This is a genomic window from Saccharomonospora azurea NA-128, from assembly GCF_000231055.2.
Classification (GTDB): Bacteria; Actinomycetota; Actinomycetes; order Mycobacteriales; family Pseudonocardiaceae; genus Saccharomonospora; species Saccharomonospora azurea.
The window spans coordinates 1,794,346-1,809,359 of record NZ_CM001466.1 but is presented as its reverse complement, the minus strand read 5'-3'; the positions used below and the strand labels follow the sequence as shown (position 1 = coordinate 1,809,359).

Annotated in this window: 16 protein-coding genes; 12 read left to right on the top strand and 4 right to left on the bottom strand. The window is 70.6% G+C overall.

Translation table 11 applies throughout. The annotated features are described in order from the left end of the window. Nucleotides 1-77: 77 nt before the first annotated feature. The 6 genes from nucS to SACAZDRAFT_RS08135 all read left to right on the top strand — a co-directional run bounded on the left by nucS (nucleotide 78) and on the right by SACAZDRAFT_RS08135 (nucleotide 5,279). A complete protein-coding gene (gene nucS, locus SACAZDRAFT_RS08160) occupies nucleotides 78-737 on the top strand; it encodes an endonuclease NucS (RefSeq protein ID WP_005448738.1) in 660 nt (219 codons plus the stop codon). Nucleotides 738-844: 107 nt separating this feature from the next. Then, on the top strand, nucleotides 845-1,810 hold the full coding sequence (locus SACAZDRAFT_RS08155; protein WP_005440477.1) for a hypothetical protein: 966 nt from the start codon (nucleotides 845-847) through the stop codon (nucleotides 1,808-1,810). 63 nt (nucleotides 1,811-1,873) lie between these two features. After that, complete coding sequence (dhaK, locus tag SACAZDRAFT_RS08150; RefSeq protein ID WP_005440475.1) at nucleotides 1,874-2,872, top strand: dihydroxyacetone kinase subunit DhaK; 999 nt, start codon at nucleotides 1,874-1,876, stop codon at nucleotides 2,870-2,872. After that, nucleotides 2,872-3,495 carry a dihydroxyacetone kinase subunit DhaL gene (gene dhaL, locus SACAZDRAFT_RS08145; protein WP_005440473.1) on the top strand — a complete coding sequence of 208 codons (624 nt, stop codon included), beginning with the start codon at nucleotides 2,872-2,874 and terminating at the stop codon, nucleotides 3,493-3,495. The genes dhaK and dhaL overlap by 1 nt, the downstream gene beginning before the upstream one ends. Further along, nucleotides 3,492-4,178: a dihydroxyacetone kinase phosphoryl donor subunit DhaM gene (gene dhaM / locus SACAZDRAFT_RS08140; protein ID WP_005440471.1), complete on the top strand. Its 687-nt coding sequence runs from the start codon at nucleotides 3,492-3,494 to the stop codon at nucleotides 4,176-4,178. Before dhaL ends, dhaM begins: the two co-directional genes overlap by 4 nt. 141 nt (nucleotides 4,179-4,319) lie before the next feature. Continuing rightward, on the top strand, nucleotides 4,320-5,279 hold the full coding sequence (locus tag SACAZDRAFT_RS08135; protein ID WP_040927711.1) for a hypothetical protein: 960 nt from the start codon (nucleotides 4,320-4,322) through the stop codon (nucleotides 5,277-5,279). 24 nt (nucleotides 5,280-5,303) lie between these two features. On the opposite strand, the gene SACAZDRAFT_RS08130 is transcribed toward SACAZDRAFT_RS08135, so the two are convergent. Further along, on the bottom strand, nucleotides 5,304-5,510 hold the full coding sequence (locus SACAZDRAFT_RS08130; protein ID WP_005440467.1) for an FmdB family zinc ribbon protein: 207 nt from the start codon (nucleotides 5,508-5,510) through the stop codon (nucleotides 5,304-5,306). Between the two features lie 47 nt (nucleotides 5,511-5,557). Between SACAZDRAFT_RS08130 and SACAZDRAFT_RS08125 the strand changes: the two genes are divergently transcribed. Then, nucleotides 5,558-6,694 (top strand): alkaline phosphatase family protein, encoded by a 1,137-nt coding sequence (locus tag SACAZDRAFT_RS08125; RefSeq protein WP_005440466.1) that lies wholly within the window; start codon nucleotides 5,558-5,560, stop codon nucleotides 6,692-6,694. Nucleotides 6,695-6,750: 56 nt separating this feature from the next. Beyond that, nucleotides 6,751-7,041, top strand: a complete 291-nt coding sequence (locus SACAZDRAFT_RS08120; RefSeq protein WP_040927710.1) for a hypothetical protein — start codon at nucleotides 6,751-6,753, stop codon at nucleotides 7,039-7,041. A 4-nt stretch (nucleotides 7,042-7,045) separates the two neighbouring features. On the opposite strand, the gene SACAZDRAFT_RS08115 is transcribed toward SACAZDRAFT_RS08120, so the two are convergent. Further along, nucleotides 7,046-7,561 (bottom strand): GNAT family N-acetyltransferase, encoded by a 516-nt coding sequence (locus tag SACAZDRAFT_RS08115; RefSeq protein ID WP_005440462.1) that lies wholly within the window; start codon nucleotides 7,559-7,561, stop codon nucleotides 7,046-7,048. A 38-nt stretch (nucleotides 7,562-7,599) separates the two neighbouring features. On the opposite strand from SACAZDRAFT_RS08115, the gene SACAZDRAFT_RS08110 reads away from it, so the two are divergent. From SACAZDRAFT_RS08110 to SACAZDRAFT_RS08095, 4 genes are all read left to right on the top strand, one after another. Next, nucleotides 7,600-8,349 carry an alpha/beta fold hydrolase gene (locus SACAZDRAFT_RS08110; protein WP_040927943.1) on the top strand — a complete coding sequence of 250 codons (750 nt, stop codon included), beginning with the start codon at nucleotides 7,600-7,602 and terminating at the stop codon, nucleotides 8,347-8,349. 255 nt (nucleotides 8,350-8,604) lie between these two features. Continuing rightward, nucleotides 8,605-10,389: an aa3-type cytochrome oxidase subunit I gene (gene ctaD, locus SACAZDRAFT_RS08105; RefSeq protein ID WP_005440458.1), complete on the top strand. Its 1,785-nt coding sequence runs from the start codon at nucleotides 8,605-8,607 to the stop codon at nucleotides 10,387-10,389. A gap of 43 nt (nucleotides 10,390-10,432) precedes the next feature. After that, the gene (gene serB, locus SACAZDRAFT_RS08100; protein ID WP_005440456.1) at nucleotides 10,433-11,662 is read left to right on the top strand and encodes a phosphoserine phosphatase SerB; all 1,230 of its coding nucleotides are present in this window, start codon (nucleotides 10,433-10,435) and stop codon (nucleotides 11,660-11,662) included. Further along, entirely contained in the window at nucleotides 11,659-12,438 is a 780-nt protein-coding gene (locus tag SACAZDRAFT_RS08095) for an aminoacyl-tRNA hydrolase (protein WP_005440455.1), read from the top strand. Before serB ends, SACAZDRAFT_RS08095 begins: the two co-directional genes overlap by 4 nt. Before the next feature lie 9 nt (nucleotides 12,439-12,447). Here the strand turns inward: SACAZDRAFT_RS08095 and SACAZDRAFT_RS08090 are convergent, their stop codons facing one another. Then, complete coding sequence (locus SACAZDRAFT_RS08090) at nucleotides 12,448-12,816, bottom strand: hypothetical protein (protein WP_005440454.1); 369 nt, start codon at nucleotides 12,814-12,816, stop codon at nucleotides 12,448-12,450. A 23-nt stretch (nucleotides 12,817-12,839) separates the two neighbouring features. After that, entirely contained in the window at nucleotides 12,840-14,894 is a 2,055-nt protein-coding gene (locus SACAZDRAFT_RS08085; protein ID WP_005447134.1) for an ATP-dependent DNA helicase, read from the bottom strand. Nucleotides 14,895-15,014 lie beyond the last annotated feature (120 nt).

The window sequence follows — 15,014 nt, the reverse complement described above, 5'->3', positions numbered from 1 at the left end:
GGTCAGGTGGGTGACCCTAACGGGGGATGGTCACGGGTGGCGAGTACCGGCGAGCCGGAGTCGCCTACTCTTCCGTCGTGCGCTTAGTGATCGCCCGGTGTCAGGTGGACTATGCGGGCCGCTTGACGGCCCATCTGCCGATGGCCACACGTCTGCTGCTCGTCAAGGCCGACGGCTCGGTGTCGGTGCACTCCGACGACCGCGCCTACAAACCGTTGAACTGGATGAGCCCGCCGTGCTGGCTGATCGAGGACGGCAACCTGTGGATCGTCGAGAACAAGGCGGGCGAGAAACTCGTCATCACGATCGAGCAGGTCATCGACGAGGTCGAGCACGATCTCGGGGCCGAACCGGGGCTCGTGAAGGACGGCGTCGAGGCGCACCTGCAGGAGCTGCTCGCCGAGCACATCACCACGCTGGGCGACGGCTACACGTTGGTGCGCCGGGAGTACATGACCGCGATCGGCCCGGTGGACATCCTCGCGCGCGACGCCGACGGAGGCACCGTGGCGGTGGAGATCAAGCGGCGGGGCGAGATCGACGGTGTCGAGCAGCTCACGCGGTACCTGGAGTTGCTGAATCGTGATCCTCTGCTGGCGCCGGTGCAGGGTGTCTTCGCGGCCCAGCAGATCAAGCCCCAGGCGCGCACGCTCGCCGAGGACCGGGGCATCCGCTGCGTGACCTTGGACTACGACAAGCTGCGCGGAATCCAGAGCAACGACCTCACCCTGTTCTGAAGGCCGGGGCCGGGCGACGGCAAGGTCACGATGCCGGGAACCCTGCACGGCCCCGACCGGGCGGCCGATACCGTTCTCCCGTGCTGAGTCGTGCTGTTACACGTCGGATGATCGTGTGCTGGATCGCTGGACTGAGTCTGCTCGCCGGGTGCGCAGGCGAGGACCTGGCGAAGGAGAACTTCGAGCGCACCACGGTGAAGGCGGAGCCGGGCAACGGTGAGGGGCAGGTCCCCTCCGGCCCGATCGACGATCCCGCTTTCGAGTTGACCACTCTGCGCACGATCGACGCCTGTGGCCTGTTGGGCGACGACCTCGTCGGCACGTTCACTCCCGAGGGGGAGGCGCTCGGCAGTGACTGGGGTCGGTGCGCCCGCTCCTACGTGGACGTCGGGGGCAAGCCGATCCGCGTGATGCTCGAACTCGGTGAGGGCAACGTCTTCGCCGACCAGGCCACGGGCAACGTCGGCGGGCTGCCACTGGTGCAGCGCAGCGCCGACGAGACGTCGTGCTTCTCCACCGCTGTGACACAACGCGATCCCGACATCGGGATCAGCGTGCTCGCCACGCACGATCAGGGTGGCGGCGATCCGTGTCAGAGCAGCTACCTGGCGCTCGAAGGGATCGTGGAGGGGCTGAGGTCGGATCCGCCGACGATGGAGCAGCGGGACGGCTCGATGATGACCGTGGACGTCTGCGAGGTTCTCGGCTCCGACGAGGTCTCCGGTGTGCTCGACACCGACGAGGAGCTGCGCGTCCTGCCCAGCGGTCTGCACTTCTGCCAGCTGTCGTACGACGACGTCGTCGTGTACGCCCACGCTCGCCTCGGATACCCCGTGTCGGCGACCGACGGTGTGGAGGAGATCGAGCTCGCGAAGGACGTCCCGGCCTTCCGGGAGGCGGGGACGACCGACACGGCCGAGTGCGACGTGTCGTGGAACCACCTCGGGCTCACCGAGCACGAGGCCGAGCTCATGACGCTGAGTTACTACGACTACGCGGGCGAGGCCTCCGTCGACACCGCGTGTAGTCGCGTGACGGAGCTGGCGAAGGCGATGGTGAAGACCCTGCCGTAGCAGCGGAAGTTGGTTAGGTTGAGAACCGGGCCTGCCAACGCATCGCCGCGCTCGGAGGTAGCAGTGAAAAAGATCATCAACGATCCGGCGACGGTGGTCGCCGACTCACTGGCGGGTCTCGCCGCCGCCCACGCCGATCTGGTGCGCGTGGAGTACGACCCCGACATCGTGGTGCGGGCGGATTCGCCCGCGAGCGGGGTGTCGGTCATTTCCGGTGGCGGATCGGGGCACGAACCGCTGCACGTCGGATTCGTCGGCCCGGGCATGCTGCACGGGGCCGTGCCGGGCGCGGTGTTCACCTCGCCGACTCCCGACGGGGTGCAGGCGGCGATCTCCGCCACGACCGGTGACGCGGGTGCCCTGCTGCTGGTGAAGAACTACACCGGCGACGTGTTGAACTTCGAGACCGCCGCCGAGCTGGCGTCCGCGGAGGGGCTCGACGTCCGCACGGTGGTCATCGACGACGACGTGGCGGTGGCGGACTCCACCTTCACGGCGGGACGTCGCGGTGTGGGTGGCACCGTCCTCCTGGAGAAGATCGTCGGGGCGGCGGCCGAACGCGGCGACGACCTCGACACCGTGGAGTCCGTGGCCCGCAGCGTGGTGGAGCGCGTGCGGTCGATCGGCGTGGCGCTGACCGCGCCGACCGTGCCCCACGTCGGTGAACCGAGCTTCGAACTCGGGGACGACGAGGTGGAGTTCGGCATCGGCATCCACGGGGAGCCGGGTCGCGAGCGGCGTCGGGTGGAACCCGCGTCGGAGCTCGTGGAGCGGATGGTGTCGGCGGTGGCGGAGGACTTCCCGCTGGAGCGCGGGGACGACGTGCTGCTGTTCACCAACTCGATGGGTGGGACCCCGCTGCTGGAGACCTACCTCGCTCACGGCATCGCCGAGCGCGCGCTCGCCGACCGGGGCGTCACCGTGGTGCGCAGGCTCGTCGGCCCCTACATCACGAGTCTGGAGATGCAGGGCATCAGCCTCACGATCCTGCGGATGGACGACCGGCTGACCGAGTTGTGGGACGCCCCCGTCAGGACCCCGGCTCTGCGTTGGGGGATGTGATGGGGTGCACCGCGGAGGACGTGGCGGCGGCGTTGCGTGCCGCGGCCGAGACGGTCGCCGAACACAAGAGCGAGCTGACCGACCTCGATCGGCCCATCGGGGACGGTGACCACGGCGAGAACATGCACCGCGGGTTCACCGCCCTGACGGCCTCGCTGGCCGAGGCGGTGCCCGAAACGCCGGGTGCGGTGCTGAAGCTGGCCGCCACCACGCTCATCTCGAAGGTGGGCGGGGCCGCGGGACCGCTGTACGGCACCGCGTTGCTCCGGGCGGCCACGGCGCTGGGGCAGGAACAGGAGTTGGACGCGGCCGCGGTGAAGAAGGCGCTGCGAGCCGGCCTCGACGGCGTGGTGGCGCGCGGTAAGGCCGAGGTGGGTGACGCCACGATGGTCGACGCGTTGGCGCCCGCCGTGGAGGCCGCCGACCGGGTCGACGCCGACGACGTGGCGGAGGTGCTGGCCGCCGCGGCGGACGCGGCCGACGAGGGAGCGAACTCCACGACGCCGCTCGTGGCCAGGAAGGGCCGGGCCTCCTACCTCGGTGAACGCAGCGTCGGGCACCTCGACCCGGGCGCTCGGTCCACCGCCCTGTTGTTGCGGACGTTCGCCGAGGCGGCGCGATGAGGGTCGGACTGGTCGTCGTGTCCCACAGCGCCAAGCTCGCCGAGGGGATCGTCGAGGTGGCCGCGCAGATGGCCCCGGAGGTCACGGTCGTGCCCGCGGGCGGAGCGGCCGACGGCGGGATCGGCACCGACTACGACGCCGTGTCCGCCGCGGTCGAGCGCGCGAACTCCGGTGCGGGAGCCGTCGTGCTCTACGACCTCGGCAGTGCGCAGATGACGGCCGAAATGGTCGTGGAGACCCTCGACGACCCCGGTACCGCCGTGGTGGTGGACGCTCCCCTCGTGGAAGGTGCCGTGGCCGCGGCCGTGGCCGCGCAGGGTGGCGCCGACCGGGCCGCGGTCGCACAGGCCGCGATGGAGGCCCGGGGCGGTGGCGAGGCCACGGCAGCGGAGGAGGCTGCCGCGGTCGAGGCCGGCGCGGTGCGGACCGAGTTCGTGCTGGAGAACGAGGCCGGACTGCACGCGCGACCCGCGGCATTGCTGGTGCGGGCCATCGCAGGGGTCGACGCCGACGTGCGGATACGCTTCGGTGCTGACGAGGCCGACGGCCACAGCGTGCTCGCGATCATGTCGCTGGGTGCGCGCCAGGGCGACCGGGTCGTCGTGGAGGCCTCGGGGCCGCAGGCTCAGGAAGCGGTCGACCGGATCGAGGCGCTGGCGAAACGACATTTCGACGAGGGTTGAATGAGAACACTCTGGGGGCTGGCCGCGGCGGCGTGGGAGAAACTGCCCGCGCGCTGACGGCCAGGCCACGACTTGCTCACGTCCTGATCACGAGTCGACCGAACGGGTGACGCCGAGGGGCCGGACGACGATGTGTCTCCTGTGTCCAGTCAACGCCTCGGAGTCCTCTTCGTCCTGGCTCTGCTCCTGACCTCGTGCGCGCCGACCGTCGACGGTGTGGCCGACGCCGCCGACGTGCCGCCGTTGACGAGCACGGCGGCACTCGGTGACCTCGACACGGTGGACTTCTGCAGCCTGCTCGACACCCGGCGGCTCCGGGAGGCCGGCGCGTCGGTCGAGCGCACGACATCCGGGTTCCTCCGGTGCGACGCCGAGGTCGAGATCGGAACGGCCGGGTTGGCCGTGTCGATCGGAGACCTCCACTGGGCCACGCCGTTCGTCCAGGCCGACGAGTCGACGAAGCTCGCGCGTTCGGTCACCCGCCGACACTTCGAGGACGAGTGGGCCTGCTGGCAGCAGCTCGTCTTCTCCGACGAGGTGGGCCTCGAGATCGCGGCGTACCAGTCGTACGGCGACATCGCGGGCGACGCGGGCGACGCCGAGATGTGCACCGTGGCCGATCTCGTCACCGACGGCGTGCAGCAGCTCGTCTTCTCCTCCGGGACCCGCGAGGTGATGACCTTCGCGGACGGGTCGCTCGCCGAGCTGGCGCCGTGCTCCCTGCTCACGATGGACGAGGCAGCCGACGTGCTGCGGGTGGACAGCGTGCTCTTCGAGGACGCCATCGGGGGCGGTGGGTGTTCGTGGTGGTGGCTCGGGGAGCCGTACGCGGGCGTGGACCTCGACTTCGAGGTGGTCCACTTCGGTCCCCTCGTCTCCGATCACTACGACGACACCCTCGGCGGGAGACCGACACGCTCCTTCGTCAGCGAGGGGCAGTGCGTGATCGACACCCCGCACATGCGCGTGCCCGCCGAGGTGCCCACCGACTGGGAGGTCGTGAGTCTCTACGTCTACGCCGAGACCGCGGCCTGCGACAAGGCCACCGAACTGGCCGAGCTCGTCTGGCCCCGGCTGCCCGAGTACGAGGGTGAGGGCTGACGTCGCTCGCCGGGCGCCGCGCCGTCAGCCGCAGCCGCAGGCGCCACCGCAGCAGCCGCCGCCCGACGGGGCGGGAGCCTGCGCCGAGCCGGTCAGCGCCACCGTGGTCAGCAGCTTCACAGTGTCGTCGTGTCCCCGCGGGCAGGGCGCGGGAGCACCGGACTCGCTCATGGGACGGTGCAGCTCGAAGGAGTCGGCACACACGCGACAGCGATAGGCGTAGGTCGGCATGGCTCCGATTATCGCGTGTCCCCGCGACTTCGTGGGAGGCTGGCGCGGTGGACACGCCCGTGCTCGACGCCGAGACCCCCCTGCTGGCCGAGGTGACTCCGTCGGCGCTGTCCGCGCTGGGAGTCGCGCCCTTCGCTGACACGCTCGGCTTCGGTCCGCGCACGCGGGTGGCGGTGCTGTTGGTCGACGGCCTGGGATGGGACCTGCTCGCCGCCCACGCCGACGACGCCCCGGTGCTGTCACAGGTGCCGCGCCGGCCGCTGCGCGTCGGATACCCGGCCACCACGGCCGCGGGGCTCGCGGCCATCGGCACCGGTGTCGCCTCGGGCGAGCACGGCTTCGTGGGGTACACGTTCGACCTGCCGGGCGTGGGGGTCCTCAACGCGTTGCGCTGGCGCAGGCACCCCGACGGCGAAGACCTGCACGCGCTCGTGTCTCCGGACGAGGTGCAACGCCTGCCCACGGTGTTCGCCCGGGCCGCGCAGGCGGGGCTGAACAGCACGGTGGTGTCGTCCGCGCAGTTCGCCGACACACCGCTGACACGGGCCGTGCTCTCGGGCGGGAGGTACGTCGGGACGCTCGCGCTGGGCGACCTCGCGGCGGCCGTGCCCGCGGCGCTCGCCCCGGCGGGCAGCTTCTGTTACGCCTACCACGGTGATCTGGACCTGATGGGGCACCTCCACGGCCCCGGGTCGAGCCCGTGGCGGATGCAGCTGCGGCAGGTCGATCGCCTGGTGGAGTCGCTGATCGAGGCCCTTCCGCGGGGCGCGGCGCTGGCCGTCGTGGCCGACCACGGCATGGTCACCCTCGACGACAGCGTCGTGGACCTCGACGCCGAACCCGCCCTGACGGACGGCGTGCGCGCGCTGGCGGGGGAGGCCCGGGCCCGGCACGTGTACGTCGAGGACGGTGCCGTGGACGACGTGCTGGCGGCGTGGCGGGAGATTCTCGGCGAGCGCGCCTGGGTGCTGCCCCGGGCGCAGGCCGTGGAGGCGGGCTGGTTCGGGCCCGTGGTCGCCGACCGGGTGCTGCCGCGCATCGGCGACGTCGTGGCGGCCGCGCGCGGCCGGTCGGGGATGGTGCGCCGGGTGCACGAGCCCCGGGAGTCCGCGCTCGTCGGTCAGCACGGGTCGCTGTCGTCCGCCGAACAACTCGTGCCGTTCGCGCTGGCCGTCAACGACTGACGCACGACGGGGCGGCGTGGCTCGGGGACCGTGCGGCCCGCCGGTACCGTGGAGTCATGCCTCGCCGTAACCGCGCGCGCCGGATCGAGCCCCGAGTGGGTTCGTCCGCGGGCTGGGCACGATCGGAGTCCGGCCCCGACGGTGACTGGGTGGTGCGTTCGGTGCCCGGCGCACAGGCCACGAAGACGTACCGGTGTCCGGGCTGCGACCACGAGATCCAGCCCGGAGTCGCGCACGTCGTGGCCTGGCCCGCGGACGAGTACGGCTCGGTCACCGAGCGGCGCCACTGGCACCGCGGCTGCTGGCAGGCGCGCACCCGTCGGGGACCGACCCGACGTCGTTGGTGAACGCTCACCCGTCGCTTCGGGCCGACCTGCGGTAGTACACCGCGGGCGTGCCGCGGTAGAGATCCCGCCGGTACTCCGAGAACGCCAGCTTCTCCGCCACCCTCCGCGCGGCGGTGTTGCTGACGTTCGTGACGATCACCACCGGCTTCTCCGGGATCTCGCGCGCCGCCCAGGCGAGCACGGCGCTCGCCATCTCCGACGCGTAGCCGTGGCCCCACGCGTCCGGGCGGAAGCGGTAGAAGAGGTTGAGCACCGACTCGCCGTGGAGCTCGCTGTTCTGGAGCCCGCCCACACCGATGAACCCGTCCGCGTGTTCGACGACCACGTAGCCGAAGCCGTGGTCGATCCAGTGTTGCCGCCACGTCTCGAACTGGATGCGCGCCTCCGTCGGCGTCGCCGGAGCCGGCTCGTGCGGGTGGGTGGCCTTCGCGGACTGCAGCCCGATCACGGCGGGCAGGTCGTCGTCGCTCAACGGCCGCAGCAGCAGCCGCCGCGTCCGCACAGGCCCCAGCCGTGTCATACCCGCGAATCTAGTGCCTTCCTCCGACAATGGGGGACATGTCGTCTCTGCCACTGGTCTTGTTGCACGCCTACCCGCTCGACGCGCGAATGTGGGACTCCGTCCGCGCGCCGCTCTCCGAACGCACCCGGCTGATCACGCCGGACCAGCGAGGGCTCGGGCGGACCCCGCTGCCCGAGGGCGGCACCGCCGCGCCCAGCCTCGACCACGCGGCCCGCGACGTGGTGGCGCTGCTCGACCGGCTGGAGCTGGACAAGGTCGTCGTCGGAGGAAGCTCGATGGGCGGCTACGTCGCGATGGCCCTGCTGCGGCTCGCGCCCGAACGGATCGGCGGTCTCGCGTTCATCGGCACCAAGGCCACCGCCGACACCCCCGAGGCGAGGGAGAACAGGCTGAACGTCGCTCGGCGCGCCGAGACCGAGGGAACGGCGGGGTGGCTCGCCGACGAGATGTTGCCCACGCTGCTGGGGGAGACCACACGCCGCCGTCGTCCCGAGGTGGTCGAGCGGGTGCGCGAGATCGTCGACGGGCAGCCTCCGGCCGGTGTGGCGTGGGCGCAGCGGGCGATGGCCGCGCGGCCGGACTCCACCGACGTGCTCCGCACCGTCGACGTGCCCACCGTGGTGGTCGCCGGGGAGGAGGACGCGGTGATGCCGCCGGAGGTACTGCGTGATCTTGCCGACACGGTGCCGAACGCGGAGCTCGTCGTGGTGCCTGAAGCCGGTCATCTGATCCCCCTCGAAGCCCCGGAACCGGTGGTCGACGCGGTGTCGCGGGTGCTCGGCTGAGAGGGGAGTGACGCAGCCAACAGCGTCTCAGTCAGTGATCGTGTGAGCTGAGACATGGCCGGTCACCTGCGGTTTTCCGACTCCGGGCACCTCGGGTGCCGGTGCGCGCGCCGTGGTTGCCCCGGGCCGGAACGTGATCTGTGCTCCCGGTGCGCGAACCCCGGATGCGAGAGGGATACGATCCCCCTTAGCCAACGTGGGTCCCCGCCCGTGGCGACAGCAAGGTTCGCGGGGTTTCGAGTGCAGGAGGCTTCAGTGACGGCCGTAGCGCCCCAGCCGATCGCAACGCGTCCGTACCCGACGCGAGAGTCGGTGAAGGGATCGTCATTGTTGCGGTTCTTCCGCACGACGGACCACAAGCAGCTCGGCATCATGTACATGGTGACCGCGTTCGCGTTCTTCATGGCCGGCGGCGCGATGGCGATGCTGATCCGTACGGAGCTCGCGGTCCCGGGTCAGCAGTTCCTCTCGCAGGAGCAGTACAACCAGCTGTTCACCATGCACGGCACGGTGATGCTGCTGTTCTACGCGACGCCGATCGTCTTCGGGTTCGCGAACTACATCCTGCCGCTGCAGATCGGTTCGCCGGACGTCGCGTTCCCGCGGTTGAACGCCTTCTCGTACTGGCTGTACCTGTTCGGCGGGCTGACCTCCATGGCGGGCTTCATCACGCCGGGCGGTGCCGCCGACTTCGGCTGGTTCGCCTACACGCCGCTGTCGAGCGCCATCTACTCGCCCGGCATCGGTGCGGACCTGTGGCTCGCCGGTCTGATCGTCAGTGGTCTGGGCACCATCCTCGGTGCGGTCAACATGATCACGACCGTGGTCTGCCTCCGCGCGCCCGGCATGACGATGTGGCGGATGCCCATCTTCACGTGGAACATCCTGATCACCAGCCTCCTGGTGCTGCTCGCGTTCCCGATCCTGACCGCTGCGCTCGTGGGTCTGCTCTACGACCGGCAGCTGGGCGGCCACGTCTTCGACCCGGCCAACGGCGGCGTGATCCTGTGGCAGCACATGTTCTGGTTCTTCGGGCACCCCGAGGTGTACATCGTGGCGCTGCCGTTCTTCGGTATCGCGTCGGAGATCATCCCGGTGTTCGCCCGTAAGCCGATCTTCGGTTACAAGGGCCTGGTCTGGGCCACGCTGTCCATCGCCGCCCTGTCCGTGTCGGTCTGGGCGCACCACATGTACGCGACCGGTGCGGTGCTGCTGCCGTTCTTCGCCTTCATGACCTTCCTGATCGCCGTTCCGACCGGTGTGAAGTTCTTCAACTGGGTCGGCACGATGTGGAAGGGTCAGCTGAGCTTCGAGTCGCCGATGCTCTTCGTCATCGGCTTCATGGTCACCTTCCTCTTCGGTGGTCTGACCGGTGTTCTGCTGGCGGCGCCGTCGATCGACTTCCACGTCTCCGACAGCTACTTCGTGGTCGCGCACTTCCACTACGTGCTCTACGGCACGATCGTGTTCGCCACGTTCGCCGGCATCTACTTCTGGTTCCCGAAGATGACCGGCCGGATGATGGACGAGCCGCTGGCCAAGCTGCACTTCTGGCTGACGTTCCTCGGCTTCCACCTCACGTTCCTGGTGCAGCACTGGCTGGGCAACGAGGGCATGCCGCGCCGGTACGTGGACTACCTCGCGACCGACGGGTTCACGACGCTGAACGTGATCTCGACGATCGGTGCGTACATCCTGGGTGCCTCGACGCTGCCGTTCATCTGGAACGTGTTCAAGAGCTACCGCTACGGCGAGATCGTGACGGTGGACGACCCGTGGGGCTACGGCAACTCGCTCGAGTGGGCCACCAGCTGCCCGCCCCCGCGGCACAACTTCACCGAGCTGCCCCGGATCCGTTCCGAGCGGCCCGCGTTCGAGCTGCACTACCCGCACATGGTCGAGCGCATGCGCAACGAGGGTCACATGACCTTCACCGGTAAGCCGCTGCCGCACAAGGACGCGAAGGACGCGCCGTCCGAGCTTGTGACCGCGGCCGCGATGCCGGGTGACCGCGACAAGGACAACGCAAGCGAACAGTGACCGGGTTCTCCCGGTCCACGGCGCCGGAGCCGAGGGAGACGCAGTGAGTCCCACGCCAGTCTTGATCACCGCGACCGGGCCGGACAAGCCGGGCGTCTCCTCGGTTCTGTTCGCGGCGTTGACCCGCCAGGGTGTCGAGGTACTCGACATCGAGCAGGTCGTCATCCGCGGGCAGCTCGTGCTCGGTGTGCTCGTCTCCGTCGAGTCGGATCCCGAGGGTCTGCAGGAGATGGTCGAGCAGGCCATGGCGACCGTGTCGATGAACGTGGACGTCCGGATCGGGGACGCCATCGGCTCCGATCCGTTCGCCCCGGCCCGGCGCGAGTCGACGCACGTGCTGGTGTTGCTCGGCAGGCCGATCACGGCTCAGGCCTTCACCCAGGTCGCTCGCAGGCTCGCGAGCCTGAACGTCAACATCGACACGATCCGGAGCATCGCGGACTATCCCGTCACGGGCCTGGAGTTGTACGTCTCGGCGGAGGACGACACGCCCGAGTCGGACAGCGAGCTGCGTACGCTGCTCGCCGACGTCGGAGCACGCGGCGGGCTCGACGTGTCGATCGAGCGGACCGGCCTGACGCGGCGGGCGAAGAGGCTCGTGGTGTTCGACGTCGACTCGACCCTCATCCAGGGCGAGGTCATCGAGATGCTGGCCGCCCACGCGGGTGTCGAGGACGAGGTCAGGGAGATCACCTCCGCGGCCATGCGGGGCGAACTCAACTTCGCCGAGTCGCTGAAGCAGCGCGTTGCCCTGTTGAAGGGGCTTCCCGAGTCGGTCCTCGACGACGTGGCCGCGAAGATCGAACTCACCCCGGGCGCGCGGACCACGGTGCGGACACTCAAGCGGCTCGGTTTCCGCTGCGGTGTGGTGTCCGGCGGGTTCAGCCGCATCATCGACGGGCTGGTCACCGAACTCGGGCTCGACTTCGCGGTCGCCAACGAGCTGGAGATCGTGGACGGCACGCTCACCGGCCGGGTCGTCGGCGACATCGTGGACCGCGAGGCGAAGGCGGAGGCGTTGAAGCTCTACGCCGCGGGCTACGGGATTCCCCTCGAACAGTGCGTCGCCGTGGGCGACGGCGCCAACGACATCGACATGCTGACCACCGCGGGCATGGGCATCGCGTTCAACGCCAAGCCCGCCCTGCGCGAGGTCGCGGACGCCGCGCTGTCGCATCCGTATCTGGACGCGGTGCTGTTCATGCTCGGCGTGACGCGCGCCGAGGTGGAGGCGGCCGACGTCGCCGACGGCCTACCCCTGCTGCGGCCATGACCGCGACACCCGGCCCTTCGGTGCTGGTACCCGTCGCCGCGCGCTATGCGTGGTGGCTCGGTCTTCCCGCCGAACGCACCGCCGACCGCGACGTTCCGCCCGAGCAGGTGTGGGCGATGCCGGTGGTGCTTCGCCTGGAGAAGGCGGCGCCGCCGTCGCGGACGCCGCTGCTCGAAGCCGCGGCCAGTGCCGCTCTCGCGGTGTGCCTGCACGACGACGCGCGTCCCGGCGGCCCCTGGTACGAGGCACTGCTCTCGTGGACGTCGGGGCACATCCGCAAGGTCGCCCGCCGCGCCCGGGGCGCGCACTGGGAGGCCGTGCAGGATCTGCCCGGGGTGACGGTGGACGTGGACGGCGCGCAGGTTCGGGCGCTGCTGCCGTGCCGGGTGGGTGACCTCCCGAAGGAGGTGTCCCGGCTGCAGATCTCCGGCAGCGACGTGCCGTTCGACGAACCCGGTCCGGCGCCCGACGACCGTCCCGTACTGCTGCTCAATCCCGACGTGACGATGTCGGCCGGCAAAGCCGCCGCACAGGTCGGGCACGGGACCATGCTGCTCGCCGCGCTGCTCGACCAGGCCGAACTCACCGCTTGGGCGGACGAGGGCTACCGCTGTTCCGTGCGGGTGGCCGACCGGGACGGGTGGACGCGGGCGACGGACGCGCTCGCCCGGCCCCACGAGGCGTGGGACGAGCACGGGTTGGTGGCCGTCCGCGACGCCGGGTTCACCGAGGTCGAGCCGGGCACCGTGACCGTCGTGGCGAAGGCGCGACCGTAGCGCGGGGCCCTAGCTCGCCTTCCACACGACGTACGCCTTGTCCGCGTCGGTCGTCATCGCCTCCACGAACATGTCGTGGTCGAATCCCGGCAGCGTCTGGAGCCGTTCGATCAGCGCGTCGGCGGCCGGATCGCCACTCGGCACCGCCGTCCCGGTGCCGTCGGAGGCGGCCAGCATGAGGAAGACGTCCTCCTTCCACGGCCCCTCGGGGATCACCCTCACGACGACGGCGGCCAGATCGGCCCACGTGATCGACTCCTCGGAACCGTCCGCCAACAGGCGGCGAACACCGACGTCGTCGACGCTGATAGAGCGGGAACGGGCGCTGGACGAATCGGACGGCAACGACATCTCCCTCGGTGTCGGGTTGGCGTCCACCGTAGTCCCTCCGCCCCGTGTGCTCAGGCGGGGGCGGCGGCGTCGAGTCGGCGCAGGGCGTCGCGGACGACGTCGGGTCGTTGCGTCGGCCACAGCGGTGGCAGGGAGGCGCGCAGGAAACCGCCGTAGCGGGCGGTGGCCAGCCGCGAGTCCAGCACGGCGACCACGCCGCGGTCGCTCGTCGAGCGGTGCAGCCTGCCGACTCCCTGGGCCAGCAGGAGCGCCGCGTGGGTGGCGGCCACGGTGAGGAAGCCGTTGCCACCACGCGCCTCGACCGCGCGCTGGCGCGCCGACGCCACGGGATCGTCCGGCCGCGGGAACGGGAGACGATCCACGATGACGAGCGACAGCGACGGTCCGGGGACGTCGACGCCCTGCCACAGTGACAACGTGCCGAACAGGCACGTGCGGGTGTCCTCGGCGAACTTGTTGACCAGCAGCGACGTCGAGTCGTCACCCTGGCACAGGATCGGATGGCCGAGTCGCTCGCGGAGTTCTTCGGTGGCCTGCTTGGCGGCACGCATCGACGAGAACAGTCCGAGGGTGCGTCCGCCCGCCGCCTCGATGAGCTCGGCGATCTCGTCGAGCGTGGCCTCGCCGAGTCCGTCGCGCCCCGGCGGCGGCAGGTGCTTGGCGACGTACAGGATGCCGTTCCGGCGGTAGTCGAACGGTGACCCGACGTCGAGCCCCGTCCAGCGGGGGCCGGTGTCGGTGTCGGAGGGCGGGGCCTTGTCCGTCGCCGTGCCCGCCGCCTTCTCGGCGCGTTCGGGGGAAGGCGGTAGGCCCCACTGGCGGGCGAGCGTGTCGAACGTGCCGCCGAGCGCCAGCGTCGCTGACGTGAGCACCGTGGTGCTCGTGCCGAACACTCGCTCGCGCAGCAGCCCGCCGACGCCCAGCGGAGCGACGTGCAGCGCGGGCGGTCGCGGGTTGGCGGAGTACCGGTCGCCGGTGGACCAGACCACGTCCTTGCGGTCGGCGAGATCCTCGTCGAATGCCTCCAGCAGCCGGACCGCCGTGTCGTGGACGTCGTCCAGCGCGGAACGGGCGAGCTTGCGCTTGGTGGCCTCCTCCGGGTCCTCGCGGCGGTCGGAGCCCAGCGCCGTCAGACACGCGTGGGCGGCGTCGCGCACGGCGACGACCGCTGCGCCCAGTGCCTCGGGGAGCGTGTCCAACCGGCCCACCGGGGCGTCCTCGAGCATCAGCGACAGGCCCTCGCCCGTCTCCAGGAGACGATCCGCGATGTCGGCGTCGATGAGCCGGGCGCAGCGCCGCGTGGCCGTCGAGATCATGGCGGGGGAGAGGTCGGCCGTCGCGGCGGACGTCACGCGGTCGACCAGCTCGTGGGCCTCGTCGATGATCGTGACGTCGTGATCGGGCAGGACCTGGTACTCCTGCAACGCGTCGATGGCCAGCAGCGCGTGGTTGGTGACCACGATGTTCGCCCGTCCGGCCTCCCCTCGGGCGACCTCGGCGAAGCAGTCGTCGCCGACGGGGCAGCGGCCCGCGCCCAGACACTCCTTCGCCGTCACCGACACCTGCCGCCACGCCTGCTCGGACACGCCCGGGACCAGCTCGTCGCGGTCGCCGGTCTCGGTGTCCGACGACCACTCGTGGAGCCGTTTCACCTCCCGACCGAGCCGGGAGACGGCGAACTGGTCGAACAGCGCGGTGTCCTCGGGCTCGTCCTCCACGCCGGTGTGCACGCGGTGCAGGCACAGGTAGTTGCGCCGGCCCTTGAGGATCGCGAACGTCGGTTCCGCGCCGAGCGGCTTCTTCAGTGCCTTGGCCAGCCGCGGCAGGTCGCGGTCGACGAGCTGGCGTTGCAACGCGATCGTGGCCGTGGACACCACGACCGTGGTCTCGGACTCGACGGCGTGACGGATGGCGGGCACGAGGTAGGCGAGTGATTTCCCGGTCCCCGTCCCGGCCTGCACGGCGAGGTGTTCGCCGGTGCGGATGGCGTGGTCCACGGCGTCGGCCATGCGGACCTGGCCGTCTCGCTCGGTTCCGCCGACCGCGGCGACGGCGTGGGTGAGAAGTTCGCGGACGCTGGGAAGCTCCGATCGGGCACCGGTCACGACCCGCAACGTTACCGCCCACCTCTGTCGTGCCCGCCGCACCACCGCCACATCGTGTCCGCGCTTCCCGTACGGGTGTCTGCAGTTTCCGAACGTGTGTCCGCAGTTCGCGTGCGCAGG

Bases quoted from the DNA above. Each gene is read 5' to 3' on its own strand.
- SACAZDRAFT_RS08155 (WP_005440477.1), top strand. From the start codon at position 845: ATGATCGTGTGCTGGATCGCTGGACTGAGTCTGCTCGCCGGGTGCGCA.
- dhaL (WP_005440473.1), top strand. From the start codon at position 2,872: ATGGGGTGCACCGCGGAGGACGTGGCGGCGGCGTTGCGTGCCGCGGCC.
- dhaM (WP_005440471.1), top strand. From the start codon at position 3,492: ATGAGGGTCGGACTGGTCGTCGTGTCCCACAGCGCCAAGCTCGCCGAG.
- SACAZDRAFT_RS08130 (WP_005440467.1), bottom strand. From the start codon at position 5,510: ATGCCGACCTACGCCTATCGCTGTCGCGTGTGTGCCGACTCCTTCGAG.
- SACAZDRAFT_RS08120 (WP_040927710.1), top strand. From the start codon at position 6,751: ATGCCTCGCCGTAACCGCGCGCGCCGGATCGAGCCCCGAGTGGGTTCG.
- SACAZDRAFT_RS08115 (WP_005440462.1), bottom strand. From the start codon at position 7,561: ATGACACGGCTGGGGCCTGTGCGGACGCGGCGGCTGCTGCTGCGGCCG.
- SACAZDRAFT_RS08110 (WP_040927943.1), top strand. From the start codon at position 7,600: ATGTCGTCTCTGCCACTGGTCTTGTTGCACGCCTACCCGCTCGACGCG.
- SACAZDRAFT_RS08095 (WP_005440455.1), top strand. From the start codon at position 11,659: ATGACCGCGACACCCGGCCCTTCGGTGCTGGTACCCGTCGCCGCGCGC.